This is a genomic window from Nocardia sp. NPDC059240 (assembly GCF_042753865.1).
Classification (GTDB): Bacteria; Actinomycetota; Actinomycetes; order Mycobacteriales; family Mycobacteriaceae; genus Nocardia.
On the sequence record NZ_JBHZAC010000001.1, the window covers coordinates 497,328 to 519,573 of the forward strand.

At 70.3% G+C, this 22,246-nt stretch carries 22 protein-coding genes; 10 read left to right on the forward strand and 12 right to left on the reverse strand.

Annotated elements, in window-relative coordinates; all coding sequences use genetic code 11:
* Positions 1 to 92 precede the first annotated feature (92 nt).
* Genes ACFXHA_RS02470 through ACFXHA_RS02485 form a run of 4 tightly spaced genes read right to left on the reverse strand, consistent with a single transcriptional unit; the run spans position 93 to position 4,274 of the window.
* Positions 93 to 953 (reverse strand): heme ABC transporter ATP-binding protein, encoded by an 861-nt coding sequence (locus ACFXHA_RS02470; protein ID WP_379352230.1) that lies wholly within the window; start codon positions 951 to 953, stop codon positions 93 to 95.
* On the reverse strand, positions 950 to 2,263 hold the full coding sequence (locus ACFXHA_RS02475; RefSeq protein WP_379352231.1) for a FecCD family ABC transporter permease: 1,314 nt from the start codon (positions 2,261 to 2,263) through the stop codon (positions 950 to 952). Before ACFXHA_RS02475 ends, ACFXHA_RS02470 begins: the two co-directional genes overlap by 4 nt.
* Positions 2,260 to 3,294, reverse strand: a complete 1,035-nt coding sequence (locus ACFXHA_RS02480; RefSeq protein WP_379352232.1) for a hemin ABC transporter substrate-binding protein — start codon at positions 3,292 to 3,294, stop codon at positions 2,260 to 2,262. Before ACFXHA_RS02480 ends, ACFXHA_RS02475 begins: the two co-directional genes overlap by 4 nt.
* Before the next feature lie 20 nt (positions 3,295 to 3,314).
* Positions 3,315 to 4,274: an aldo/keto reductase gene (locus tag ACFXHA_RS02485; RefSeq protein WP_379352233.1), complete on the reverse strand. Its 960-nt coding sequence runs from the start codon at positions 4,272 to 4,274 to the stop codon at positions 3,315 to 3,317.
* Positions 4,275 to 4,528: 254 nt separating this feature from the next.
* Between ACFXHA_RS02485 and ACFXHA_RS02490 the strand changes: the two genes are divergently transcribed.
* The 6 genes from ACFXHA_RS02490 (at position 4,529) to ACFXHA_RS02515 (ending at position 10,207) form a co-directional block, all read left to right on the forward strand.
* Positions 4,529 to 5,491, forward strand: a complete 963-nt coding sequence (locus tag ACFXHA_RS02490; RefSeq protein ID WP_379353419.1) for an undecaprenyl-diphosphate phosphatase — start codon at positions 4,529 to 4,531, stop codon at positions 5,489 to 5,491.
* A 17-nt stretch (positions 5,492 to 5,508) separates the two neighbouring features.
* The gene (locus ACFXHA_RS02495; protein WP_379352234.1) at positions 5,509 to 6,249 is read left to right on the forward strand and encodes a histidine phosphatase family protein; all 741 of its coding nucleotides are present in this window, start codon (positions 5,509 to 5,511) and stop codon (positions 6,247 to 6,249) included.
* Between the two features lie 20 nt (positions 6,250 to 6,269).
* Positions 6,270 to 6,869: a DUF3090 domain-containing protein gene (locus ACFXHA_RS02500; protein ID WP_379352235.1), complete on the forward strand. Its 600-nt coding sequence runs from the start codon at positions 6,270 to 6,272 to the stop codon at positions 6,867 to 6,869.
* 4 nt (positions 6,870 to 6,873) lie between these two features.
* Positions 6,874 to 7,659, forward strand: a complete 786-nt coding sequence (locus ACFXHA_RS02505) for an SCO1664 family protein (protein ID WP_379352236.1) — start codon at positions 6,874 to 6,876, stop codon at positions 7,657 to 7,659.
* A gap of 202 nt (positions 7,660 to 7,861) precedes the next feature.
* Positions 7,862 to 9,100 (forward strand): cysteine--1-D-myo-inosityl 2-amino-2-deoxy-alpha-D-glucopyranoside ligase, encoded by a 1,239-nt coding sequence (gene mshC / locus ACFXHA_RS02510; protein ID WP_379352237.1) that lies wholly within the window; start codon positions 7,862 to 7,864, stop codon positions 9,098 to 9,100.
* 195 nt (positions 9,101 to 9,295) lie between these two features.
* Complete coding sequence (locus ACFXHA_RS02515) at positions 9,296 to 10,207, forward strand: GNAT family N-acetyltransferase (RefSeq protein WP_379352238.1); 912 nt, start codon at positions 9,296 to 9,298, stop codon at positions 10,205 to 10,207.
* A gap of 13 nt (positions 10,208 to 10,220) precedes the next feature.
* Here ACFXHA_RS02515 and ACFXHA_RS02520 read toward each other — a convergent pair whose 3' ends face one another.
* Positions 10,221 to 10,700, reverse strand: a complete 480-nt coding sequence (locus ACFXHA_RS02520; protein WP_379352239.1) for an SRPBCC family protein — start codon at positions 10,698 to 10,700, stop codon at positions 10,221 to 10,223.
* A complete protein-coding gene (locus ACFXHA_RS02525) occupies positions 10,697 to 11,068 on the reverse strand; it encodes an ArsR/SmtB family transcription factor (protein ID WP_379352240.1) in 372 nt (123 codons plus the stop codon). The genes ACFXHA_RS02520 and ACFXHA_RS02525 overlap by 4 nt, the downstream gene beginning before the upstream one ends.
* 166 nt (positions 11,069 to 11,234) lie before the next feature.
* Between ACFXHA_RS02525 and ACFXHA_RS02530 the strand changes: the two genes are divergently transcribed.
* Entirely contained in the window at positions 11,235 to 14,237 is a 3,003-nt protein-coding gene (locus tag ACFXHA_RS02530) for a crotonase/enoyl-CoA hydratase family protein (RefSeq protein ID WP_379352241.1), read from the forward strand.
* 81 nt (positions 14,238 to 14,318) lie between these two features.
* A complete protein-coding gene (locus ACFXHA_RS02535; protein ID WP_379352242.1) occupies positions 14,319 to 15,275 on the forward strand; it encodes an alpha/beta fold hydrolase in 957 nt (318 codons plus the stop codon).
* Between the two features lie 115 nt (positions 15,276 to 15,390).
* On the opposite strand, the gene ACFXHA_RS02540 is transcribed toward ACFXHA_RS02535, so the two are convergent.
* Positions 15,391 to 16,953: a multicopper oxidase family protein gene (locus ACFXHA_RS02540; RefSeq protein WP_379352243.1), complete on the reverse strand. Its 1,563-nt coding sequence runs from the start codon at positions 16,951 to 16,953 to the stop codon at positions 15,391 to 15,393.
* 260 nt (positions 16,954 to 17,213) lie between these two features.
* Here ACFXHA_RS02540 and ACFXHA_RS02545 point away from each other — a divergent pair, with 260 nt between their 5' ends.
* Together ACFXHA_RS02545 and ACFXHA_RS02550 are read left to right on the forward strand one after the other, a co-directional pair.
* A complete protein-coding gene (locus tag ACFXHA_RS02545; RefSeq protein WP_379352244.1) occupies positions 17,214 to 18,377 on the forward strand; it encodes a sensor histidine kinase in 1,164 nt (387 codons plus the stop codon).
* Positions 18,374 to 19,009, forward strand: a complete 636-nt coding sequence (locus ACFXHA_RS02550) for a response regulator (RefSeq protein ID WP_379352245.1) — start codon at positions 18,374 to 18,376, stop codon at positions 19,007 to 19,009. The genes ACFXHA_RS02545 and ACFXHA_RS02550 overlap by 4 nt, the downstream gene beginning before the upstream one ends.
* A gap of 9 nt (positions 19,010 to 19,018) precedes the next feature.
* Here the strand turns inward: ACFXHA_RS02550 and ACFXHA_RS02555 are convergent, their stop codons facing one another.
* The 5 genes from ACFXHA_RS02555 to ACFXHA_RS02575 form a co-directional block, all read right to left on the reverse strand.
* Positions 19,019 to 19,672, reverse strand: a complete 654-nt coding sequence (locus tag ACFXHA_RS02555) for an enoyl-CoA hydratase-related protein (protein ID WP_379352246.1) — start codon at positions 19,670 to 19,672, stop codon at positions 19,019 to 19,021.
* A gap of 40 nt (positions 19,673 to 19,712) precedes the next feature.
* Positions 19,713 to 20,309 carry a TetR family transcriptional regulator gene (locus ACFXHA_RS02560; protein WP_379352247.1) on the reverse strand — a complete coding sequence of 199 codons (597 nt, stop codon included), beginning with the start codon at positions 20,307 to 20,309 and terminating at the stop codon, positions 19,713 to 19,715.
* A gap of 62 nt (positions 20,310 to 20,371) precedes the next feature.
* Complete coding sequence (locus tag ACFXHA_RS02565) at positions 20,372 to 20,674, reverse strand: hypothetical protein (RefSeq protein ID WP_379352248.1); 303 nt, start codon at positions 20,672 to 20,674, stop codon at positions 20,372 to 20,374.
* Positions 20,675 to 20,726: 52 nt separating this feature from the next.
* Positions 20,727 to 21,266, reverse strand: a complete 540-nt coding sequence (locus tag ACFXHA_RS02570; RefSeq protein WP_379352249.1) for a hypothetical protein — start codon at positions 21,264 to 21,266, stop codon at positions 20,727 to 20,729.
* Positions 21,267 to 21,306: 40 nt separating this feature from the next.
* A complete protein-coding gene (locus tag ACFXHA_RS02575) occupies positions 21,307 to 22,077 on the reverse strand; it encodes an RNA polymerase sigma factor (RefSeq protein WP_379352250.1) in 771 nt (256 codons plus the stop codon).
* Positions 22,078 to 22,246 lie beyond the last annotated feature (169 nt).

Sequence of the window (22,246 nt, forward strand, 5' to 3'; positions counted from 1 at the left end):
TCAGCGGTGGCGGGCCGGGTGAATATGTTCGGCCCGCAACGACTTCGGCGATATCCCCGTAGCTTCGGTGGTCGCGCAACGCTTTCGGTGTGTCAGCCGCGCACCGGCAGCACCAGTTGCGCGCCGGTCACCGGGTGGTCGAACACGTCGACGGGGTGCTGATACACGCGGGTGAGCAGCTCGGGGGTGAGAATCTCCCGTGGTGGGCCGTCGGCGGCGATGCGACCGGCTTCGAGGACGGCGACCCGGTCGGCGTAGGCGGCTGCCACCCCGAGATCGTGCAACACCACTACGACCGCGGTCCCGGCGTCGGCGCGCTCGCGCGCCAGTCGCAGGATCTGTTCCTGATGCCCAAGATCGAGTGCGGCGGTGGGCTCGTCGAGCAGCAGCGTGTGCGTGTCCTGGGCGAGCACGCGGGCCAGGGCGACGCGGGCGCGTTCACCACCCGACAGCGCGGGGAAGGGACGGGCGGCGAAGCGTTCGACGTCGGTGGCGGCCATGGCAGCGGCGATGACGGCGTCGTCGTCGAGCTGACGCGGGGTGCGCGCCCAGGGGGCCCGGCCCATGGCCACGACATCGCGGGCCATGAAGGGGAACCCGACGGTGTGGGACTGTGGCAGCACCGAGCGTCGGCGCGCCATGTCCAGGGGCGTCCAGTGGGTCAGGGAGTGCCCGTCGAGTTCGACACTGCCGCCGGAGAGTTCGAGTTCTCCGGCCAGTGCGGCGAGCAGGGTGGATTTGCCTGCGCCGTTGGGGCCGACCAAGGCCACGATCTGTCCGGCGCGTACGGGGAATTCGACACCGTCGAGGACGGTGCGGTCGCCGCGGCGCGCACTCACTCCGTGGGCGCGCAGGGTGATGGTGCCCGGTTCGGGGACCTCCGGCATGGCCGGGGTGCGCCGGAAGACGGTGGCCAGTCCGCGGACTCGGTTCATCCGGCGTGGTGCGCTCATGCCCAGCCTCCCGCGCGTGAGCGGGTGCGGCGCAGCAGCCAGAAGAAGAACGGGCCGCCGACCAGGGAGGTGATCATGCCCAGTGGCAGGTCGGCGTTGTGGACGAGGGCGCGTGCGCCGATGTCGGCGGCCACGAGCACGGCCGCGCCGAGGATGGCCGAGAGCGGGATGAGCACGCGATGTCCGGGACCGACGAGCATGCGCACCAGGTGCGGCACGATCAACCCGACGAACAGGATGATGCCGGTGAACGCGACACCGGCGGTGGCGAGGATGGCGACGACGACGATGATGTTGCGCCGCAACCGTTCCACGTCCACGCCCAGGTGTCGCGCGGCGGATTCGCCGAGGGCGAGCAGGTCCAGGCGCGGTGCCATCCAGATCGCGGCCGCGACACCGAGCAGGGTCAGCGGCCACACCACGTTGACCGCCTGCCAGGTGGCGCCGTTGAGCGAGCCCATCTGCCAGAACACCAGCTGGTCACGCGCGGCCGGGCTGGCTTTGAACAGTAGGAACGAGATCAGGCCACCGGCAAAGGCATTGATGGCGACACCGGTGAGGATCAAGGTGACCACTTCGGTGCGGCCACCCGAGCGCGAGAGCAGATACACCAGCGCAGTGGTACCGAGTCCGGCCACGAACGCACCCGCTGCCACCGACCAGGCAGCCGCGAACGCGCCACCGATCACGATGACGGTGCCCGCCCCGACCGCCGCACCCGCCGAGACGCCGATGACGCCGGGTTCGGCCAGAGGATTGGCGAACACACCCTGCAGCAGTGCGCCCGCCGTGGCCAACGCCGCACCCACGAGCACGGCCAGCACCACGCGCGGGAACCGGACTTCCCACAAGGTCACGTACCCGGCCGGGTGATGCGGCATCGGCCCCCAATCCAGGCCCATGCGGTGAAACACGCTGCCCGCGACCTCGGCGTAACTGGTGGGCACCTGTCCGATGGCCGCGGAGATCAACGCCAGCACTACCAGGCCCGCAAGCGCGCCCGCGAAGATCAGCGTGGTGCGCGAGCGCGTGCGCCGCGCCAGCGGAGCCGGATCCACGCTGGCCGGGAAATGTTGCGCGGCAGCCGATTCCAGCTCCGCTTCGGAGACCTCGACGACGGTGTCGCCCGCTTCCTCACGCCCGGTCGCAGGTGACTCCGACGGATGGGCCCGGCTGGTCGCTGCGGTGACCGCGGTCGTCCCGTTTCCGGTGGGCGAGTTGGCCGCCCGGACCGTCGACGGCGAGTTGGTGGCGGCGCTGGTGGTATCGGGCGTAGGTGGGTCGGGTTGCGGGGCTTGTGGATCGGTCATGCGTTGCTGGTTCCGTAGACGGCTTTGACGAGGGCGGTCAGGACGCGGCCGGTGTTGGGGCCGAAGGACAGTAGGACGGCGTCGGACATGTCGATGACGCGGCGGTCGCGGCCGGCGGGGGTTTGGGCGACGCCGGGGACTTTTTCGAGGCCGTCGACGCCGCCGACGGAGGCGAGGCCGTCGCTCATGACGAGCAGGACGTCCGGGGCGGCGGCGATCATGGCTTCGCTGGTGATGGGCAGGAAGTCCTGGGTGACGCCCGAGGCGGTGGCGGCGTCGATGCCGCCGATGGCGGCGATCAACGATTCGGCGCCGGAGCCGGGGCCGAAGATCATGGTGATGGCGGTGGAGCGCAGGTACAGGAACGCGATCTTGGGTTTGGTGTTCTGGTGCGGCACCGTGGCGGTGGCGGCGCTGATCTCGTCCTGGGTGCGTTTGGCCAGTGTCTTGCCCGCGTCGCTGACGCCGAGGGCGTCGGCGACCGCTTGGATCTGCGGGACGACGCCGTCGAGGGTGCGTTTGGAGTCGAAGTAGACGACCGTGATGCCGAGTGCTTTGAGCTGGTCACGCAGGGCGGGGGTGACGGCGGTGGTGTCGGTGAGGAACACCGTGGGCCGCAGTGCCGCAACCGCTTCCACGCTCAGGGTGCCCGAGCCGCTCGAGACGGTGGGCAGGTCGGTGACGGCGGGGAAGGCCGCGGAGTTGGAGCGGCCCACCAGGTTCGAACGCAAGCCGAGCGCGACGACGGTTTGGGCGAGGGTGCCGTAGCGGTCGGCGGCGATGATGCGGCTGGCGTCGGTGACGGTGACGTCGCTGCCGTCGAAGGATTTCACGGTGACCGGCAGCACCGGGGTGGGTGCGGGCGAGAGCGCGACGGGGTCGAGGTTGCCGACGGTGGCGGTGACCGGCCCCTTGGCGCCACTCGTGGAAGTGCTGCTGCCGCAGGCGGTGACGCCCGCGACCAGGCCGATCCCGAGCAGCATGATCAGCAGCGGGCGGACGGCCGAGCGGGCATTCACGAGACACCTCATGCGGGTAAGGTTAGCCTTGCTCATTCTGTGCGTGCGCTCACGTCTCCGAGGGCCGCGGCGATCGCCCGGGGCAGTTCCAGGGTTTCGGCGGCGAGGATTCCGGTCAGTTGCCCGATATCGCGCGCTCCCACCAGCATCGACGCCACCCCCGGTTGGTCGCGGATCCAGGCGAGCGCGACCGCGAGCGGGGAGGTGCCCAGTCCATCGGCGGCGGTGACGACCGCGTCCACCACGCGCAGCGCGCGTTCGTCGAGGTGTGCGGTGATCTCCGCGGCCGTCGCCTCGTCCGCGCCGCGGGAGTCGGCGGGCACGCCGTCGCGGTATTTGCCGGTGAGGATGCCCCCGGCCAGGGGTGCGGTGGCGACGATGCCGATGCCGTGATGCTGTGCGGCGGGCACGAATTCGTGTTCGACGCCGCGCGCGAGCAGTGAGTAGGGCAGATGCGTGGCCGTCAGCGGGGCGTGCGCGGCGAGGGTGGCCAGCTGCCAGCCGTCGTAGCCGCGGGCCCCGGCGTAGCGCACCCGACCCGAGCGGACCGCCCAGCTCAGGGTGTCGGCGATCTCCTCGAGGGGGGTGTGCGGGTCCCAGGCGGCGACCGACCAGATGTCGAGGTGGTCGGTGCCGAGTTGGGTGAGCGTGTGGTCGAGCTGGCGCATCATGGTGCGCCGGGAGGCGTCGACGGTCCAGCGCACGGCGGCGGGCGCTGCGGCGGTGGCGTCGCTGAGTATCGGTGTGTATCCGGCGTTTCCGCTCAGCACGAGGTCTTCGCGGCCGATCTCGGAGAGCAGTTCGCCCAGCATGTGTTGGGCGGCGCCGTCACCGTAGGCCGGGGAGGTGTCGATGAGGGTGCCGCCGGCTTCCACGAACGCCATCAGCTGGGCGGCGGCGTCCTCGGCGTCGGTTTCCCTGCCCCAGGTGTGGGTGGCCAGCCCGAGCCGCGACACCCGCAGTCCGCTGCGGCCGACCGTGCGTTGTTCCATCACCGCGCTTGCACTTTCGTCACAGGCGTCAGCCTAGGCGCAGCGGTGGCCGCTACCCGGCTACGGCCCGCCGGGTGCGCGGCGGGTCGGTGAATTCCGCGCGTGCATGTCCGAATTCGGACATTCCCCGGTAGGGTCGCTGCCGTGTTAGCGGCGCGGATGCGCCGCGCGCCCGTCCTCGGCGGCGGGCGTGGCCGGTGCGGTAGCGGCCGAATTATCTACCGGGCGTGCGTAATTCGGGAGTGGAGGGCGTGTTGGGCGAGTCGATGACGTGGGTGCAGGCGCTGATACTGGGTCTGGTGCAGGGTTTGACGGAGTTTCTGCCGATCTCCTCCTCGGCGCATCTGCGGATCACCTCGGCGGTGTTCTTCGGTGATGATGCGGGCGCGTCGTTCACCGCGGTCACCCAGCTGGGCACCGAGGCGGCGGTGCTGGTGTATTTCGCCCGCGACATCCGCCGCATCGTGGTCGCCTGGTGCACCACTTTGTGGTGGAAAGTCGCTGCGCCGCAGCGGGAATCGGTGCCGTTGGCCGAGCGGGCCACCACCCGGCTGCCGGTGCTCGACCGTGACGGGCGTTTCGCGCACGGCCCGGACCCCGATACGCAACGCGCCCTGGACTATCGGGTCGGCTGGTATGTGATCATCGCCACCGTCCCGATCGGGGTGCTGGGTCTGCTGTTCAAGGACCAGATCCGTACCGGCGCACGGAATCTGTGGCTGATCGCGACCATGCTGATCGTGTTCGCGCTCGTGATCGCAGCCGCGGAGTACTACTCGGGTAAGACCTACGGGCGTCGCCGGCGCCCGATCGAACTGCTCACCACCCGCGACGGCCTGATCATGGGCCTGGCACAGTGCCTGGCGCTCATCCCGGGCGTGTCGCGTTCGGGGGCGACGAGTTCGGCGGGCCTGTTCTGCGGGCTGACTCGTGAGGCGGCGGTGCGGTTCTCGTTCCTGCTGGCCATTCCCGCGGTGGTCGCCTCGGGGGTGTTCAGCCTGCCGGATGCGTTCGAACCCGCCGGTGAGGGCCTCAATGCGTCGGGCCCGCAACTGCTGGTGGCCACGATCGTGTCGTTCGTGGTCGGGTACGCGTCGGTGGCGTGGCTGCTGAAGTTCGTGGCACGGCATTCCCTGGACTGGTTCGTGGGCTACCGGATCGTGCTGGGTGTGACGGTGATGGTGCTGCTGGCGACCGACGTCGTCTCGGCGACGTGAGTCGGTAGGCTGTCCCGGTGACGGTGATCCTGTTGCGGCACGGCGTGTCCACGTCGAACATTGCCCGCACCCTGGCCGGCCGCAGCGCCGGTGTCGATCTGACCGACCGCGGTCGTGAACAGGCCCAGGGGTTGGTGCAACGACTCGGATCGCTGCCCATCGAGCACATCGTGTGCTCGCCGCTGCTGCGCTGTCAGCGCACCGTCGCGCCCCTCGCGGACAAGCTGGGCCTGGAACCCGAACCCGACGAACGCCTGCTGGAAGTCGACTACGGCGACTGGACGGGCAAGGCCCTCGCGGATCTGGTGAACGAGCCGCTGTGGAAGGTCGTACAACGGCACGCCTCGGCGGCGACGTTCCCGTCGGGAGAGTCCTTGGCGCAGGTCCAGTTTCGCGCGGTGTCCGCTGTCCGCGAACGAGATCGTCAATTCGCGGCCAAGCATGGTAGCGATGTGTTGTGGATTGCGTGCACGCATGGCGATGTCATCAAGTCGCTGCTGGCCGACGCGTTCGGTATTCACCTCGACGGCTTCCAGCGGATCGTGGTGGAACCGGCGTCGATCAGCGTCGTGCGCTACACCCCGACCGCCCCGTACGTGTGGCGGGTGAACGACACCGGCCCGGATCTGTCAGGGTTGGCGGCGATTTCACCGCGAACCGGCGGCGAATCGCGCTCGGGCCCGGTTCCCGGCGGTGAAACGGGTACCACCGACAGTACGGATAATGGGGTAGCGGAACGCCCCGATTCATCAGTGTGAGTGAACCGAATGGAGGTGCAATGGGCCGCGCAATCCATATCTTCCGCACCCCCGATCGTTTCGTCGCCGGCACCGTCGGCGAGCCGGGCGACCGCGCGTTCTATCTGCAGGCCGTGCAGGAGCCGCGGGTGGTCAGTGTGCTGCTGGAAAAGCAGCAGGTGAAGGTGCTGGCCGATCGGATGGGGTTGTTGCTGGACGAGGTGCAACGCCGTTTCGGCACCGAGGTGCCCCCGCAGGCCGCGGACGTGGCCGACACCGCACCGCTGCAAGCCCCCGTCGACGCCGAATTCCGGGTCGGCACCATGGGTTTGGGCTGGGACGCGGACGCGGGCGCGGTGGTGGTGGAGTTACTGGCGATCACCGAGACCGAGGTCGACGAATCGGTGGTGCTCGATGACACCGAGGAGGGCCCGGATGCGGTGCGGGTGTTCCTGACCCCGATCCAGGCGCGGGAGTTCGCGTTGCGTTCGGCGCGGGTGATCGCGGCCGGGCGGCCGCCGTGCCCGCTGTGCGGGGAACCGTTGTCGCCGGTCGGGCACATGTGTGTGCGCACCAACGGCTACAAGCGTGGTGACATCTTCGGCGCCACCACCGAGATCGACGACGAGGACGAGGACTGAGACGGTGAACGACCTGTTGCGCACCGCCGAGCTGACGGTGATCGGGCAGGTCACCACCGCCAGCAATGCCACGTTGGTGTGCGAGACCGACCCCGAGCAGACCGGTGAGCTGCTGCGGGTGGTGTACAAGCCGGTGCGCGGGGAGCGGCCGCTGTGGGATTTCCCCGACGGCACCCTCGCCGGCCGGGAGGTGGCGTCGTATCTGGTGTCGGAGGCGTTGGGCTGGGGGGTGATCCCGGAAACGGTGTTGCGCGACGGGCCTTTCGGGCCGGGCATGGTGCAACGCTGGATCGAGGTCGTCGAGGACGAGGCGGGCCCGGATCTGGTGGATCTGTGCCCGGTCGGGGAGATACCCGCCGGCTACCGGGAGGTGTTGCGCGCGTTGGATCCCGCCGGGCATCCGGTGTCGCTGGTGCATGCCGAGCATCCGCAGTTGGTGCGGATGGCGGTGCTCGATGTGCTGATCAACAATGCCGACCGCAAGGGCGGGCATGCGCTCGCGGGCATCGACGGACGCGTGTACGGGGTCGATCACGGGATCTGCCTGCACACCGAACCGAAGCTGCGCACGGTGTTGTGGGGGTGGGCCGGGGAGCCGGTATCCGACGAATTGCTCACCGACATCACGACTTTGGTCAAGGCGCTGCCCGGGGAGCTGGGTGGGCAGCTCGCGGCGCACCTCACCGACGCCGAGATCGAGGCCCTCGAAGCGCGCGGGCGGGCGCTGCTGCAAGCGCCGGTGATGCCGATGCCTCTCGGTCCGCGTCCGATCCCCTGGCCCGCGTTCTGAGTCCTGCTACGTCCCGCGTTGCGGGTCGTGCGCCCGGTGGCGGGCGGTGCGCGGGGCGACGTTCGCGTCGTCGTGATTGCAACCGTTGACACCGCCGCCGCAGTGACTAGGGTGCAGGTCGGCCCGTCCGGGGGCGTGTCGCGCGGCACACCGGTGCGGGGGCGGCGGGGGTGGGCTGCGATCTCGGCGTTAACCTCGATTCATGCAGTCCTGGTCCGATACCGCTGTCCCGACCGTCCCCGGATCCGGACCGGCGTTACGTTTGTTCGACACCGCCGACAAGCAGGTGCGCCCGGTGACCCCCGGCGCGACCGCGACGATGTACGTGTGCGGCATCACCCCCTATGACGCCACCCATCTCGGGCATGCCGCCACCTACCTGAGTTTCGATCTGGTCAACCGGATCTGGCGCGACGCCGGGCAGGACGTGCACTACGTGCAGAACACCACCGATGTCGACGATCCGCTCTTCGAGCGGGCGGCACGCGACGGGATCGACTGGCGTGAGCTCGGCACGCGCGAGATCAACCTGTTCCGCGAGGACATGGCGGCGTTGCGGGTGATTCCGCCGCGCGACTACATCGGCGCGATCGAATCCGTGCAGGAGGTGGTCGAGCTCGTCGACAAGCTGCTGGCGTCGGGGGCGGCGTATGTGGTGGATGATCCGGAATTCCCGGATGTCTACTTCCGCCACGACGCGACCGAGCAGTTCGGTTACGAGTCCGGTTACGACCGGGCGACCATGGAGCGGCTCTTCGCCGAACGCGGCGGCGACCCGGAACGGCCCGGCAAGCGCGACCCGATCGACGCGCTGCTGTGGCGGGCCGAGCGACCGGGCGAGCCGGCGTGGCCGGCACCGTTCGGGGCGGGACGGCCGGGCTGGCACATCGAATGCGCCGCGATCGCGCTCAACCGCATCGGCACCGAGTTCGACGTGCAGGGCGGCGGCAGCGATCTGATCTACCCGCACCACGAATACTCCTGTGCGCACGCCGAAGCACTCGTCAAGGGGCGGCGTTTCGCGCGGCACTACGTGCACGCCGGGCTGATCGGGCTCGACGGCGAGAAGATGTCGAAGTCGCGCGGCAACCTGGTGTTCGTGTCCAAGCTGCGCCGCGCCGGCACCGACCCGGCCGCCATCCGGCTCGGCTTGTTCGCCGGTCACTACCGTGCCGATCGGGAATGGTCGGATGCGGTACTGGCCGAAGCGCTTTCGCGGCTGGCCCGCTGGCGCGAGGCGACGGCCCTGGCCTCGGGCCCCGACGCCGCCGACACCGTGGCGCGGCTGCGCCGCCACCTCGCCGACGATCTCGACACTCCCAAGGCGCTGGCGGCGATCGATTCCTGGGCGCAGCAGGCGCTGGCCTACGGCGGCCCCGACGCGAGCGCGCCGGGGCTGATCCGCGACGCGGTCGACGCACTGCTGGGCATCCAGTTGTAAACCCCTCGCACCCGTGAGCTGATGCGCGCGAGCCCGATGCGGGCTCGCGCGTTCGCATTTCGGGCGTCGTCCGCGATGCGGGAGAGACTGCGTACGCCGGTGAAGGGGTGCGAAGTGCGGTAAAGCCGTGGCTGTGGGGGCGGGGTTCGCGCATGCTGGATGGCGGGTGTCGTGGGCTGTGAGGAGGAGTTGGCTGTGGGTGTTGCAGATTCCGGTGCGGTGTCCGGTGGTGTCGGGTTGCCTTTGACGGCGGCGCGGTTCGCGCGCGCGACCGACCGGTTGGTCGAGTGTGCGGTGTTCTATCGCGAGATTCTCGGGCTGGCACCGTTGTTCGAGTTCGCCGATCACGCCGAGTACAGCGGGTTCGTGTTCGGGTTGCCCGATGCCTCGGCGCAGTTGGAGTTGGTGCGGCTGGACGGGGCGGTGCCCGAGCGGGCGCCCGATGCCGAGGACGCGCTGGTGTTGTATCTGCGCGAGGACGCGGGCGCGTTGCGTCAACGGCTGGCCGATCATGGTGTGGCCGAGGTGGTTCCGGACAATCCGTGGTGGCCCGCGCTGGGGGCGTTCGCGGTGCTCGATCCCGATGGCTGGATGGTGATCATGGTGCCGCCCGCCGCCGCGGACGCGCCGCTGCTGGGGAATGTGGTGTGCGAGGAGTTCCTCGGCGATCGCGGGGAGATCGTGTTCTCCTTCCGGCTGGCCGAAGATTCCGAGCAGGTGCTCGCCTCCTATCTCGACCGGGGCCGGGTGTGGGTGGCGCGCACCGGGTCCGGGGCGGTCGTCGGGCACATCCAGGCCGCGCCGGAGTCGGATGCGGCGGTGTGGGAGATCGTCAATACCGCGGTCGCCGAGGCGTTCCGGGGTAGCGGGCTGGGGCGGCGGTTGATCGATGAGGTGGCGGCGGCGGCCACCGTGGCGGGGGTGACGCGGCTCGAGGTGGCCACCGCCACCGCCGATATCGGCAATCTGCGGTTCTATCAGCGGTGCGGGTTCCGCATGACGCGGGTGGTGGCGGACGTGTTCACCGAGGCCGCCGGGTATCCGCCGGGGCTGGAGGTGGACGGCGTGCCGCTGCGCGATCAGGTGTGGTTCTCCCGCGAGCTGTGAGGGATCGGGCGGTTCAGGCGGCGGCGGCGCGGGCGTAGGTGTCGGCGAGGGCGGGCCAGCCGCCGGGGCCGCTGACGGCTGCGCGCATGGATTCCCAGCCGGGGCCGTGGTTTTCGAAGCCGGAGTGTACGAGGGTGACGGTGGTGTGGGCGTCGTCGAGGGCGGTGAAGGTGACATCGACGCGGCTGGTGCGGGCCGGGTCGGTCTCGAGTTGCCAGTCGAGGGTGATGTCCCAGGAGAAGGCGAAGTGGGTGGGTGGGGTCCAGGCCAGCACGCGGCCCCACACGCATTCGGTGCCGTCGGCTTCGCGGCCGTAGAGGCGGCCGCCGAGGCGGGGTTCGACGACGGCTTCTTGCAGCGGCCCGGAGCCGATGTGGTGTTCGCGCGGCCACCAGCTGTCCATGCCGGTGGTGAAGACGCGGTAGGCCTGGTCGAGGGGTGCGTCGACGGTGAGTTCGAGGGTGACGGCGGGGATATCGGTGCGGCTGGTCATGGCTGCTCCTGGGAATGTTCGTGGCGAGCTGGATCTTGCTGGAGGGCTGGATCTTCTTGGCGGGCTTGGCGGTTGGCTTCCTCGCGAAAGGCCGACAGCGATGTCGACCAGAAGTGGGTGAAGTAGGTGCGCAGGGCGTCGATGCCGCGCGGGTCGAGCCGGTAGACGCGCCGGGTGCCGATGGCTTCGTCGCAGACCAGTCCGGCGGCCTTGAGCACCTTGAGGTGCTGGGAGACCGCGGGCCGGGAGACGGGCAGTTCACCGGCGAGTTCGCCGACCGCGCAGGGGCCCCGCCCGAGGCGTTCGAAGATGGCGCGCCGGGTCGGGTCGCCGAGGGCGTCGAGCGCGACGCTTTGGTAAGTACCCACGAACCGTAAGCCTACGCTTACGCGTTGGGGGTGGGTAGGGGTGACGTGAATTCGGTTGAAGGGGGTGCGAAGTCGGCCGATGAACGGTGTTCACCCTTTCGGTGGGCGGGTGGCGCCGATACCGTGAAGCGCGATGGTGTTTGGACCCTCAGCGAGGAGGTGGGCCGTGACCGCGGTGCCGGGAATGCAGCGTTTGCGTGCGGTGGTGGAGCAGGGGCTCGACAAGAGCGCCGCGGTGCGCAAGGGATTGCGTGCGGGCGGGGCGTTGCTGGGCAGTGTGCGCCGTGATCCCCGTATCGTGCGCGAGCTGATCGCCGGATTCACCGGGCAGGGCGGCGAATCGGTGGCGGTGGCGGCCGAACACGTGCTGCCCGAGGGTTTGTCGGCGTATCCGCGCACCGCGCACGCCCAGGCCGAGCTCGACACGGGCGCGGCGGCGACGCTGGCGTATCTGGTGCAGTTGCAGCGGCTTCCGGAGTGGGTGGTGTTCCATGCGGGCTGGCGGGGCGATCCGCCCGCGGTGGCCGCGGTGGGGGTGGAGTACACGCAGGTCGCGAAGTTCATGGGGATCCCCGCCGATGTGGCGTGGACGGTCACGCAGGTCGGTGACGGTGGTCTGGCGTTGCGCGGGGCCGGCCCGCAGGGTTTGGGGCTGGGGTTGTGGATCACGGTGGTGCCCAACGGGTCCGGGTCGATCGTGTATCTGGATGCGGGATTGTCGGGGCAGCCGATCGAGGGGCCGCTGGGGGCGACGGTGGCTCGCGCGCTGGGTGAGGCGTTGACCGAGTCCCTCGCCGCGCTGCCGCCGGTGCTGGCCGCCGCCCGCGCCACCGGGACACCGGAGGCGGGGCGGCCGCAGCGCAAGGCGGTGCGGCATCGGGCTTCCGGGGTGGTGCTGGCGCCGACGACGCCGGTGCTGATCGGGGTCGGTCAGGTGGTCGAACGCACTCCTGACGCCTCGTATGCCGATCCGGCGGCGCTGGCGGTGCGGGCGCTGCGCGCGGCCGCGGATGACGCGGGGGCCGGGCAGTCGTTGTTGGCGGGTGCGGACGCGGTGTTCGCGGTGGCGCCGACGTCGTGGCAGTACCGGGATCTGGGTGCGCTGGTGGCCGACGCGGTCGGTGCGCGCGGGGTGGACACGGTGCAGTCGAGTCCCTTCGGTGGTGACGGCGGGCAGTTGGTGCTCAACGAGGCGGCCGCGGCGATCGCGGCCGGGGACTACGAGCTGGTGCTGGTGACGGGCGCGGAGGCCGGGGCCACGCAGGCCGCCGCGCAGCGCGCCGGGATCGAATTGTCGTGGCCGGTGCAGGATTCGGCGGTGGCACCGACGCGCACGGTAGGGATCGACAAACCGGCCAACAATGCCGCGGAGTCCGCGGCCGGGTTGCAGGCCCCGATCAATATGTACGCGCTGCTGGAATCGGCGAACCGGGGCCGGCTGGGCCGGTCTGTCGGCGCGCACGCGGGCGCGGTCGCGCAGTTGTGGTCGCGTTTTTCGGCGGTGGCGGCGGGTAATCCGAATGCCTGGCAGCCGCAGGAGTTCTCGGCCGAGCAGATCGGGATCGTCACCGACGACAATCGGATGATCTCGACGCCCTACACCAAACTCGAGTGCGCGAATCTGAGTGTGGATATGGCCTCGGGCATCATCGTGGCCTCGGCGGCCGCGGCGGAGGCGGCGGGGATCCCGCAGGACAAGTGGGTGTTCCTGCATGCGGGCGCCTCGGGCACCGACGAGTGGTTCGTGAGTGAACGCACCGAATTGGCGGCCTCCCCGGCGATCCACGCCCTGGGGGCGGCGGTCTTCGATCATGCCGGGATCACCGCCGAGGACCTCACCCATGTGGACCTGTACGCGTGTTTCCCGGTGGCGGTGCAGATCGCGGCGCGCGAATTGGGTTTGCCGCTGGATGATCCCAAGCGGCCGCTGTCGGTGACCGGCGGGCTGACCTTCGGCGGCGGGCCGGGCAACAATTACGGCGGGCACGCGGTGGCGACGCTGGTGGGCCGGTTGCGGGCGGAACCGGACACCTTCGGGTTGGCGACCTCGCTGGGCTGGTATCTGACCAAACATGCCCTGGGCGTGTATTCCGCGACGCCGCCGCGGCACGGGTATCGGCATCTGACCCCGGTCATCGAGCATCCCCCGACCCGCCCGACCCGCACCGGCTACGAGGGTGAGGCGGTGGTGGAGGCCTACACGCTGCCGTATGACCGTGCCGGGAACCCCGAAGCCGCGATCCTGAGCCTGCTCACCCCCGACGGGGCGCGAGTACTGTTGCGCAGCAGCGATTCCGAGGTGTTGACGGCCTTGACCGAGAGTGACTGGCTGGGGCTGCCGGTCACGGTGTCGGGTGAATCGGTGAGTGTGCGCGGCAGCGAGGCGGTGGCATTGCCGCCCGCACCGCCCGCGCCGGTGCTCATCGAGCGCCGCGGCCACGTCATGATCATCACGATCAATCGGCCCAAGGCCCGCAACGCCATCGATCGGGCGACCGCGCTGGGTTTGGAGCGTGCGATCGACGCCTACGAGGCCGATCCGCACGCGCGCATCGCGATCCTGACCGGTGCGGGCGGATATTTCAGTGCCGGAATGGATCTCAAGGCTGCCGCGCGCGGCGAGGTCCCGGTCACCGAGAAACGCGGCATTCTGGGCGTGGTGTCGGTGCCGCCGCGCAAACCGTTGATCGCCGCGGTGGAGGGTCCGGCGCTGGCGGGCGGCTGTGAGCTGGCGTTGGCGGCTGATCTGATCGTCGCGGCCTCGAATTCCACGTTCGGGATCCCGGAGGTCAAACGCGGCCTGGTCGCGGTCGGTGGTGGCGTGCTGCGCCTGTCGCAGCGACTACCGCGCGCGATCGCGATGGAGTTGGCGTTGACCGGTGACCCGATCAGCGCGGCACGCGCCGCCGAGATCGGGCTGATCAACGAGGTCGCCGAACCGGGCAAGGCATTGGAGGCGGCCCTCGTGTTGGCCGAACGGATCGCGGTCAACGCACCGTTGAGCATCGACGCCAGCAAGCAGATCATCGAGCAGGCCCCGGACTGGTCGGTGGGTGAGGCGTTCGCCAAACAGGGGCAGGTCGCGGCGGCGGCGCTGTCGTCGCAGGACGCCGGGGAAGGCATGCGCGCGTTCGTGGAGAAGCGTCCCCCGGTGTGGAAGGGCCGCTGACCGAGATATTCCGCAGGACCCTACTTCCGGCAGGCACGTGTCCCCCTGGTCACGTGTTCCCGCAGGCGCGAAAGAGCGAGCATGACAGTCGATCTCACCGAATCCACGCTGACCCTCGACCGCGACGGATTGCGGTTGACCGCGCGCCGTTTCGGTGCCACCGACGCCCCGCTGGTGGTGCTCGTGCACGGGTTTCCCGACACCCCGCACACGTTCGACGGCGTGATCCCGGCACTGGTGGCGGCCGGGTATCAGGTGCTCGCGCCGTGGCTGCGCGGCTATACCGCCGGTTCGGCGAACCGTAGCGCCCGCTACGACCTGATGGCGGTGAGTGCGGATGTGGCGGCGTGGCAGGCGCAGATCGGTGCGCCGCACACGCATCTGGTGGGCCACGACTGGGGTGCGTTCGTGGCGATGATCCTGGCGCAGCAGGATCCGGGCCGGTGGGAGTCGTTGACGCTGTTGGCGATTCCCCCGTTCGGTGACGGCGTCGCGCCCGGCATGTGGCGGCAGTTGCCCCGGCAGATGTGGCTGTCGTCGTATATCCCGGTGATGGCCTCACCGTTCTCGCCCCGGTTGCTGGTGCGCGACAACGCGGCGTTCGTGCGCGCGTTGTGGCGGCGCTGGTCTCCGGGCTGGGCGTTCACCGAGGAGCAGTTCGCGCCGGTGGTTGCGGTGTTCGGTGATCCGGTGCGCGCGTGGGCGACGACGCGCTATTACCGGTCGCTGTTCGCGGTGGGCCACAGCGCAACTCGTGAGTTCAGCCGGATAGTGATGGCCGCCCCCGCCGCGTTGCCGACGCTCGCGCTCGCCGGGCAGCGCGACGGCTGTATGTCGCCTGCCCTGCAGCGGGTGCTGGCCGAGCATGCCGGGGTATCGCATGCGCAGCTCCCCGATTGCGGGCATTTCCTGCAGGCCGAGCGCCCGGATGCGGTGGCGGCCTTGCTGATCGCGCATCTGCGTGCGGCGGATCCGAGCAACCCCTCGGGTGCCGACAGCGGACACGACACGGCGTCGGGGCCCGACTCGGCCGGCTGACCCCGCACACGCTGCGTACGCGCAGGCGGCGGCCCCTGCCTACCACGGTGGTGGCGAACGCTGCGGCTCTGGTGCCACGTCGGTGGCCTGGTGGATTCGCTGTTCGCGGTGGGTGTCAGTGGCCGCCGTGTGTGCCGCCGCCCATCGGCATGTCACCCATGCCGGGGTCGCCGGTGCCCGCGTGATCCATCCCCGCGTGGTCCATACCCATCTCGCCCATGGGTGCGGGGACGTAGGCGGGTTGCTGGCCGGGGTCGAGGATCAGGAATTGGCCCATCATGCCCTGGTCTTCGTGGTGGAGCAGGTGGCAGTGGTACATGTAGGGGTGGGCGGGGTCGGCGGGGCCCGGGAAGTGCACGGCCAGTTCGTAGGTGCGGCCGGGTTCGAGGTAGACGGTGTCCTTCCAGCCCGCCAATTCCGGTGGGGGCGCGCCGTTGTCGATGGTGCGGACCTGGAATTGGGTGTCGTGGACGTGGAAGTTGTGTGGCCAGTTCTCGAGGTTGCGGACCGCCCAGATCTCGGTGGCGCCGGTGGTGAGGGTCATGTCGATGCGGTTCATGTCCATCTTGGCGCCGTTGATCATGAACCATTTGAGGTCGAAGCTGCGGGTGACGGGGAGCGCCGGGGCCAGGGGTGTGATCGTGGTGAGGGTGGCGGGCAGTGCGGGGGCGGATGCGGGACTACCGGTGGCGCGCAGGGTGAGGACGTCGAAGGTGTCGTCGAAGCCGAAGCGTTCGGGTCGGTCGATGCCGGTGCGGGTGGTGACCGGGTAGGCGCGCAGGGTCGTGCTCGTCGCGGGTGGCAGTTCGACGAGGATTTCGGCGCGTTCGCCGGGACTGAGTTGCAGCCGGGTCATTGGGACCGGGGTGGTGAGCAGGCCGCCGTCGGTGGCGATCAGGGTGAAGCCGTGGTCGTCGAAGCCGAGGTTGAACAGTCGGCTCGAGGAGCCGTTGAGCAGTCGCAGCCGGGCGCGGCGGGCGGGCAGGTCGTGATGGGCGGCGATCGCGCCGTTGACGGTGAGGGTGTCGCCGAGCAGTCCGTAACTGCTGGTGAGGGTTTCGTCGAGATGCCCGTCGGGGGTGAGACGGCGGTCCTGCAGCACGAGGGGGATGTCGTCGATGCCGTAGCGGCGCGGCAGGTCGAGGCGGTCGCTGTCGTCATCGTCGAGGTAGAACAGTCCGGCCAGCCCACGGTAGACGTGTTTCTCGGTGGCGCCGTGCGGGTGCGGGTGGTACCAGAGCGTGGCGGCGGGTTGATCGATGCACCATTGCGGTGTCCAGGTGCCGCCCGGGGCGATCATCTGATGCGGGCCGCCGTCACTGGCGGCGGGCACATGCATGCCGTGCCAGTGCACGCTGGTGGCTTCGGGCAGGGTGTTGGTGGCGGTGATCGACACGGTTTCCCCGCGTCGCGCGCGCAGGGTGGGGCCGAGGATGGATCCGTTGTATCCCCAAGTGGGCGTAGTGATTCCGGGCTTGATCTCGGTGCTGCCGGTTTGCGCGGTCAGGCTGAAGTGCCGGACCCCGGCGGTATCGACGTGCGAGTCGGCCAGTGGCGGGATCGGCAGCGGGCGCGGGCCGCTCGACCCGCTGGAGCGGGTGGGGCGGGTGCAGCCGGCGGCGGTCAGGGCCAGCGGGAGGGCGGCGGCGGTGACGAGCAGGCGTCGTCGCGAGATCACGGGTGCTCCTGGGGTCGGTGGCGCGGGCTCGGTCGGCGCGGGTCGCGGCAGGTTCGAGGCACGGCGGGTTCGAGTCGCGGCCGGGTTTCGGTCGCGGCAGGGTCGGTGTCCAGGCTTCCGGTTGTGCACGTGCCGCGATTCCTCCCCTGGGCCGCGTTCGGGGTGCGGATTGCGGCCACGGGAGTCTTGTGGCTGGGCAATTGTTGTGCTATCGCGACCCGTGTGCGGCGAGCGGGGTGCCGGTTCTCTACCGTGGAGGCGTGATCGACCTCCGCTCCCGGACCATCCGCTGGAAGGCCGCGCGTTTCCTGCCGCTGCTGCTGATCCCGGCGTTGTTGGCGGCGAGCACTTTTCCCGGCGAGTACCGCGTCCCGATCGTTTACTGGGTGCTTGCTGTGGTGGCGGGGGTGGTGTTCGCGATCGGTGATCGATGGCCGCCGGCGATGTCGGTGACACTGTCGGTGTTGGCGGTGCCGATGTTCGTGATCCCGGCGTGGGGTCCTTCGGAGTTGGTGCCGTATCTGGGTGCGCTGGCGGTGGTGGAGGCGGTGACGCGTGGGGGCCGCCGCGCGGCAGTCCTCGCGTCGGGGGTGTGGGCGTGCGCGTGGGTGGCCGGGCATTGGGGCGGGCACGCACCGGGGTTCTGGCGGGGCGCGACGTTCGTGGAGGCGGCCGCCTATGTCGGGTTGCCGGTGCTGCTGGGGTTGTATCTGCGCGGTCAGCGGGAGTTGACCGCGAGCCTGCGGGCGCGCGCCGCCGATGCGGAGATCCGTGCTCGCGCCGAGGAACGCGCCGCGCTGGCGCGCGAGCTGCACGATCTGGTGGCCCACCATATGGCCTCGATCGTGTTGCGCGTCAAGGTCGCTCGCCGGGTGCTGCGGGAGGTCGACCCGCGCGTGGGTGAGGTCCTCGACGATGTGGGTGATACCGCTTCGGGGGCGTTGACCGATATCCGGCGGCTGCTGGCGGCGTTGCGGGATCCGGGACTGGATGCGGTGCCCCTGCTGGACGCACATGTGGTGCGCGCCGAGATCGACGCGGCGGTGACGCGGGTGCGCCAGGGCGGTTTCGAGGTTCGTGCCGAGATCGACGCCGACCTCGACGGCCTGGACGCCGTCACCCGGTTGACGCTGTTGCGGCTGGTGCAGGAGTCGGCGACGAATGTGATGAAGCATGCCGACCGCACCGCCCCGGTCTCGATCGTGGTGGCGCGCAACGACTGCGGAGTGTGGCTGCGGGTGCGCAACCAGGTCGGCGCGGCGCGGGCGATCCACGGCCACGGGCTGGTCGGGATGCGTGAACGCGCCGAGCTCGCGGGCGGGCGACTCTCAGCCGCTGCCCGCCACCGTGAGTGGCTGGTCGAGGCGCAGTTGCCCGCCACCTCCGAGCCCGCCACCTCCGAGATGTCCGGAGGTGGGCGGTGATCCGGGTGTTGCTGGTGGATGATCAGCGGCTGGTGCGGGCGGGGTTGCGGATGCTGGTGGAGGCGGCCGCGGATCTCGAGGTGGTCGGGGAGGCCGCGGACGGGGTGGCCGCGTTGCGGGTGGCGGCGGAGGTGAGCCCGGATCTGGTGTTGATGGATCTGCGGATGCCGGGGATGGATGGGGTGGCCGCGACCCGGGAACTGCTGGGCCGGGGCGGGCCGGTGCCGAAGGTGCTGGTGTTGACCACCTTCGATGATGACGAGCATCTGTTCCCGGCGTTGGCGGCGGGGGCGAGCGGGTATCTGGTCAAGGACACCGATCCTGATCAGTTGCTCGCCGCGATTCGGCGGGTGATGGAGGGCGAGTTGTTGTTCTCCCCGCCGCTGTTGCGGCGTCTGGTCGCCCGCGCCGTGGCGTCCCCGGCCGAAATGCCTTCCCCGGCAGTCGATCTGACCGTGCGTGAGGTCGAGGTGCTGGAGTTGGTGGGTGCGGGTTTGAGCAATGGCGAGATCGCGGAGCGCCTGCATCTGGGGGTGACGACGGTCAAGAAGCATCTCGCCCATCTGATGGACAAGACCGGTGCCGACAATCGGGTGCGCCTGGCGGTGTTCGCGGTCCGCCGGGCGCGCTGAGGGTTTCGTTCAGGCGCCGGCCAGGGCTGCGGCGGCGTCGGCGAACATGACGGTCTTGATGGCGGCCAGGGTGGTGTGATCCTTGGCGCCGATCGGGGTGAGGATCGCAGTGGCGGCAGCGGTGAGGGTGTCGAGGTCGGCGGTGGCGTCGACGATGTCGTAGGCCAGCGCGTCCGCGCCGCCGAAGCGCCGCCCGGTGGTCATAGACGCGATCGCCGAGCGGGGGGTGAGTTTGGCTTGGATGAGCGCGGCCATGCCGCGGGAGAACGGGATGCGGATGTCGGCTTCGGGGAAGCAGAAGTAGCCGCGGTCGGCGCGCATGACGCGGTGGTCATGGGCCAGCGCGAGCATGGCGCCCGCGCCGAAGGCGTGCCCGTTGAGGGCGGCGGCGGTGGGCAGCGCGAAGGTGAGCATCCGCGCCAGCAGTGACTGCACCTGCGCCACATACCATTCGGCGCGCTCCGCGTTGGCCGAGAGCCAGTCCAGGTCCAGGCCGTTGGAGTAGAATTTGCCGGTGGCGGTGGTGAGCAGGGCTTGGCTGCCGTCGGTGAGCACGGTGTCGAGGTGGGTGTTGATCTCGGTGAGGGTCTCGGGGGTGAAACGGTTCTCGGTGTCGCCGAGGTCGAGTACGGCGATCTTGTCGAGGTGGGTCAGGGTGGGCATGGGTGGTCTCCTGGGGTGTTCAGGCGGATGCGGGGGGTGTTCAGGCGGGTGCGGGTCCGATGTCGAGGACCGCGCGGACGGCGGCGCGTAGTTGGTGGCGGGCAATCGGATTGGTGAGCCGGTCGCGGTCGAGCAGGATCGCGGTCGGCAGGTCGACCAGGCACAGGGTGAGGGTGTCGACGGCGGCGGCGTCCCCGCGATCCCACAGTCGCCGTGCGAGGGTTTTCATCAGGGCCACGAGGGTTTTCTGGGTGGCGGCCAGTTCGGCGCGCACGGCCTCGGGCAGGTCGTGCCCGAGCAGCTCGTCGCGGCGGACCCGGAAGAACAGCTGCGTGGAGGCGGGATAGACCGCGGCGAATGCGGCGGGTGCCTCGGCGGCGGCGATGACCGCCTCGATGCCGTCCCCGGCAGCCTCGACCAGTTCGGCCTGCAATGCCAGAAACCGGTGGGCGGCGCGAATCCAGGTGCGCCCCACCAGTTCCGCCCGGGAGCCGAAGCTGTGATACAGCGCCCCGTTGGAGACGCCGGTGGCGGTGGCGACCGCGCGGATGGTGACCGCGGCGGGGCCCGACGCCACGGCCAGGGCCTCGGCGGCGTCGAGCACGAGGTCCGGGTCGTGGATGCGGGGGCGGGGCACTCACCGACCATAACAGAGCAAGTGCTCTGTTATGAAGGGCCGGGATAAAGATAGGCCTTCGGTCACTGGTCTCGCCGCCGGGGTAGTACGCAGGCGATGATGCCCGCCACCACGGCGATGGTGATCGCGCTCGCCTGCCCGGGCGGCACGTGGAGTCCGATGAGCGCGCACACGAACCCGAAGCTCATCGCGACCAGTGCGAGCACGCTGATGCTCACCGGCCAGGTCCACGACGACGGCTCTCGCTGCGGCGGTTCATTGTCGGCACGATCGGCGTGGTCTGGTTGAGCGGTGTGGTCGGGGTCGGGGCCGGGGTGATGCGGCCCGGGGTTCGGCGGCGTCGGCGGGCCGGGCTGGATGGGCATGTGCGGCAGGCTTTCTCGTGTGTCGGGGTGTGTGGGCCAGTGGGTGTGTGGGTCAGTGGGTGTGTGCGCCGGTGGTGACGGTGTCGCGCGGGTGCAGGCCGTGCAGGCGGGCGGCGGTGCGGCCGGCGAGGGCGACGACGGCGTCGTGGACGTCGATGCCCAGGCCGGCGGCGGCGCCGAGGGCCAGGTCGTGGCTGGCGGTGTCGTGCACGAGGTCGAGGTTGGACAGCAGGTCGTCGAGCAGGACGCCGAGCAGGGCTTGGCGGTGGGTGAGGCGGCGGCCGGGCAGCCACGACAGCTGCCAGTCCTGGTTGTCGGCCGATCCTGGGGTGCGGTAGGCGAATTCGGGGGTGCGGTCCGAGGCGATGGCCTGGTCGCTGACGCGCAGCCGGTCGGCGTAGTGGTGGTGCAGGCGCGGGTCGGGGCCGTGGGCGAGGTTGTGGGCGCGTCGGGCCACGTGTTCGCCGTCGGGGGCGGGGGTCGCGGCGCGGACCGCGGTGGCGCCGGGTGTGCCGAAGGACGATTGCGCGAGGAGGTCCTCGATGCGGCGGCGGGGGCTGCCGCCGTGGCGGTGGTGGCTGTCGTAGAGCACGGTCTCTCCCGAGGTGCGGGGTTGTCGGTGGGTGGCCACGTCATCGTGGGGTGCGGCCCAGGCGCGCGATCCAGTCGTGCTGGGCCATGAGCGCCGACCAGCGGCGTTCGACGGTGCGGGGTCCGGATTCGCCGAAGATTTCGGCGATTTCGGCGTTGGTGTGTCCGGCGGCCTTGCCCCAGACGATGTTTCGGTCGCGTTCGTCGAGTTGGGCGAGTTGGTGGCGGAGGCGGTCGCGTCCGGTGAGTTCGCGCACGCTGTCGTGCACGGCGTAGTGGTCGGATTCGGGGCGGGCGGCTTCGTGGCGGGTGACGGCGTCGATGGTGCGCTGGTGGCGTTGCTGGGCGCGGCGGTGGATGCGCAGTTCGTCGAGGAAGGCGTAGAGGCAGCGCCGTGTCAGATAGGTGGTCATGGCGGCTTCGCCGGGCCGCCAGCCGTTGCCGAGCAGGGCGCGGCGGCGGAAGTCGTGCAGGGCGACCGCGACGGTGGCGTCGAGCAGGTCGTCGCGGAAGTGGTCGTCGATCGCGAGGCGGTGGATTTCGGCGGCGGTGAGGTCGGCGCCGCGGCCCACGGCACGCAGTTCGGCGCGGATGTGGCCGGTGGCCAGCCAGCCGCGCAGCACCCCGAGGCTGTAGCGGGCCATTTCGGTGCGGGCGAGCTCCCAGGCGGGTCCGGCGAAGCGTTCGGCGAGCAGCAGCGCGAACAGGGCGGCGTCACCGGCGGCGCGGCTGTCGGATTCGCTGGTGGCGTCGGGGATTTCGTCTGCCGGGCGGATGCGGTTCATGGTGGCCACCCCCTGGATGCGTCGCACCCGGCGGGTCCGCCTCGGGCACCGCGCCTACCGGTCCTCCGCCGGTGGGCGCCGTGCTGGTGCTGATATCCCGGTTATACGCACACCCGTCCCCGCGAATCCCGCACGGCGGCAGCGGGTAGCCCGATGTTACCGAGTCCGGTTGCGCGCCAGCATGTTCGGGGTGGCG

What these genes read in the sequence shown, in the direction of transcription:
- ACFXHA_RS02485 (WP_379352233.1), bottom strand. Translation starts at nt 4,274, where the DNA reads ATGGAACAACGCACGGTCGGCCGCAGCGGACTGCGGGTGTCGCGGCTC.
- ACFXHA_RS02480 (WP_379352232.1), bottom strand. Translation starts at nt 3,294, where the DNA reads ATGAGGTGTCTCGTGAATGCCCGCTCGGCCGTCCGCCCGCTGCTGATC.
- ACFXHA_RS02520 (WP_379352239.1), bottom strand. Translation starts at nt 10,700, where the DNA reads ATGACCAGCCGCACCGATATCCCCGCCGTCACCCTCGAACTCACCGTC.
- ACFXHA_RS02475 (WP_379352231.1), bottom strand. Translation starts at nt 2,263, where the DNA reads ATGACCGATCCACAAGCCCCGCAACCCGACCCACCTACGCCCGATACC.
- ACFXHA_RS02470 (WP_379352230.1), bottom strand. Translation starts at nt 953, where the DNA reads ATGAGCGCACCACGCCGGATGAACCGAGTCCGCGGACTGGCCACCGTC.
- ACFXHA_RS02535 (WP_379352242.1), top strand. Translation starts at nt 14,319, where the DNA reads ATGACAGTCGATCTCACCGAATCCACGCTGACCCTCGACCGCGACGGA.
- ACFXHA_RS02555 (WP_379352246.1), bottom strand. Translation starts at nt 19,672, where the DNA reads ATGCCCACCCTGACCCACCTCGACAAGATCGCCGTACTCGACCTCGGC.
- ACFXHA_RS02565 (WP_379352248.1), bottom strand. Translation starts at nt 20,674, where the DNA reads ATGCCCATCCAGCCCGGCCCGCCGACGCCGCCGAACCCCGGGCCGCAT.
- mshC (WP_379352237.1), top strand. Translation starts at nt 7,862, where the DNA reads ATGCAGTCCTGGTCCGATACCGCTGTCCCGACCGTCCCCGGATCCGGA.
- ACFXHA_RS02500 (WP_379352235.1), top strand. Translation starts at nt 6,270, where the DNA reads ATGGGCCGCGCAATCCATATCTTCCGCACCCCCGATCGTTTCGTCGCC.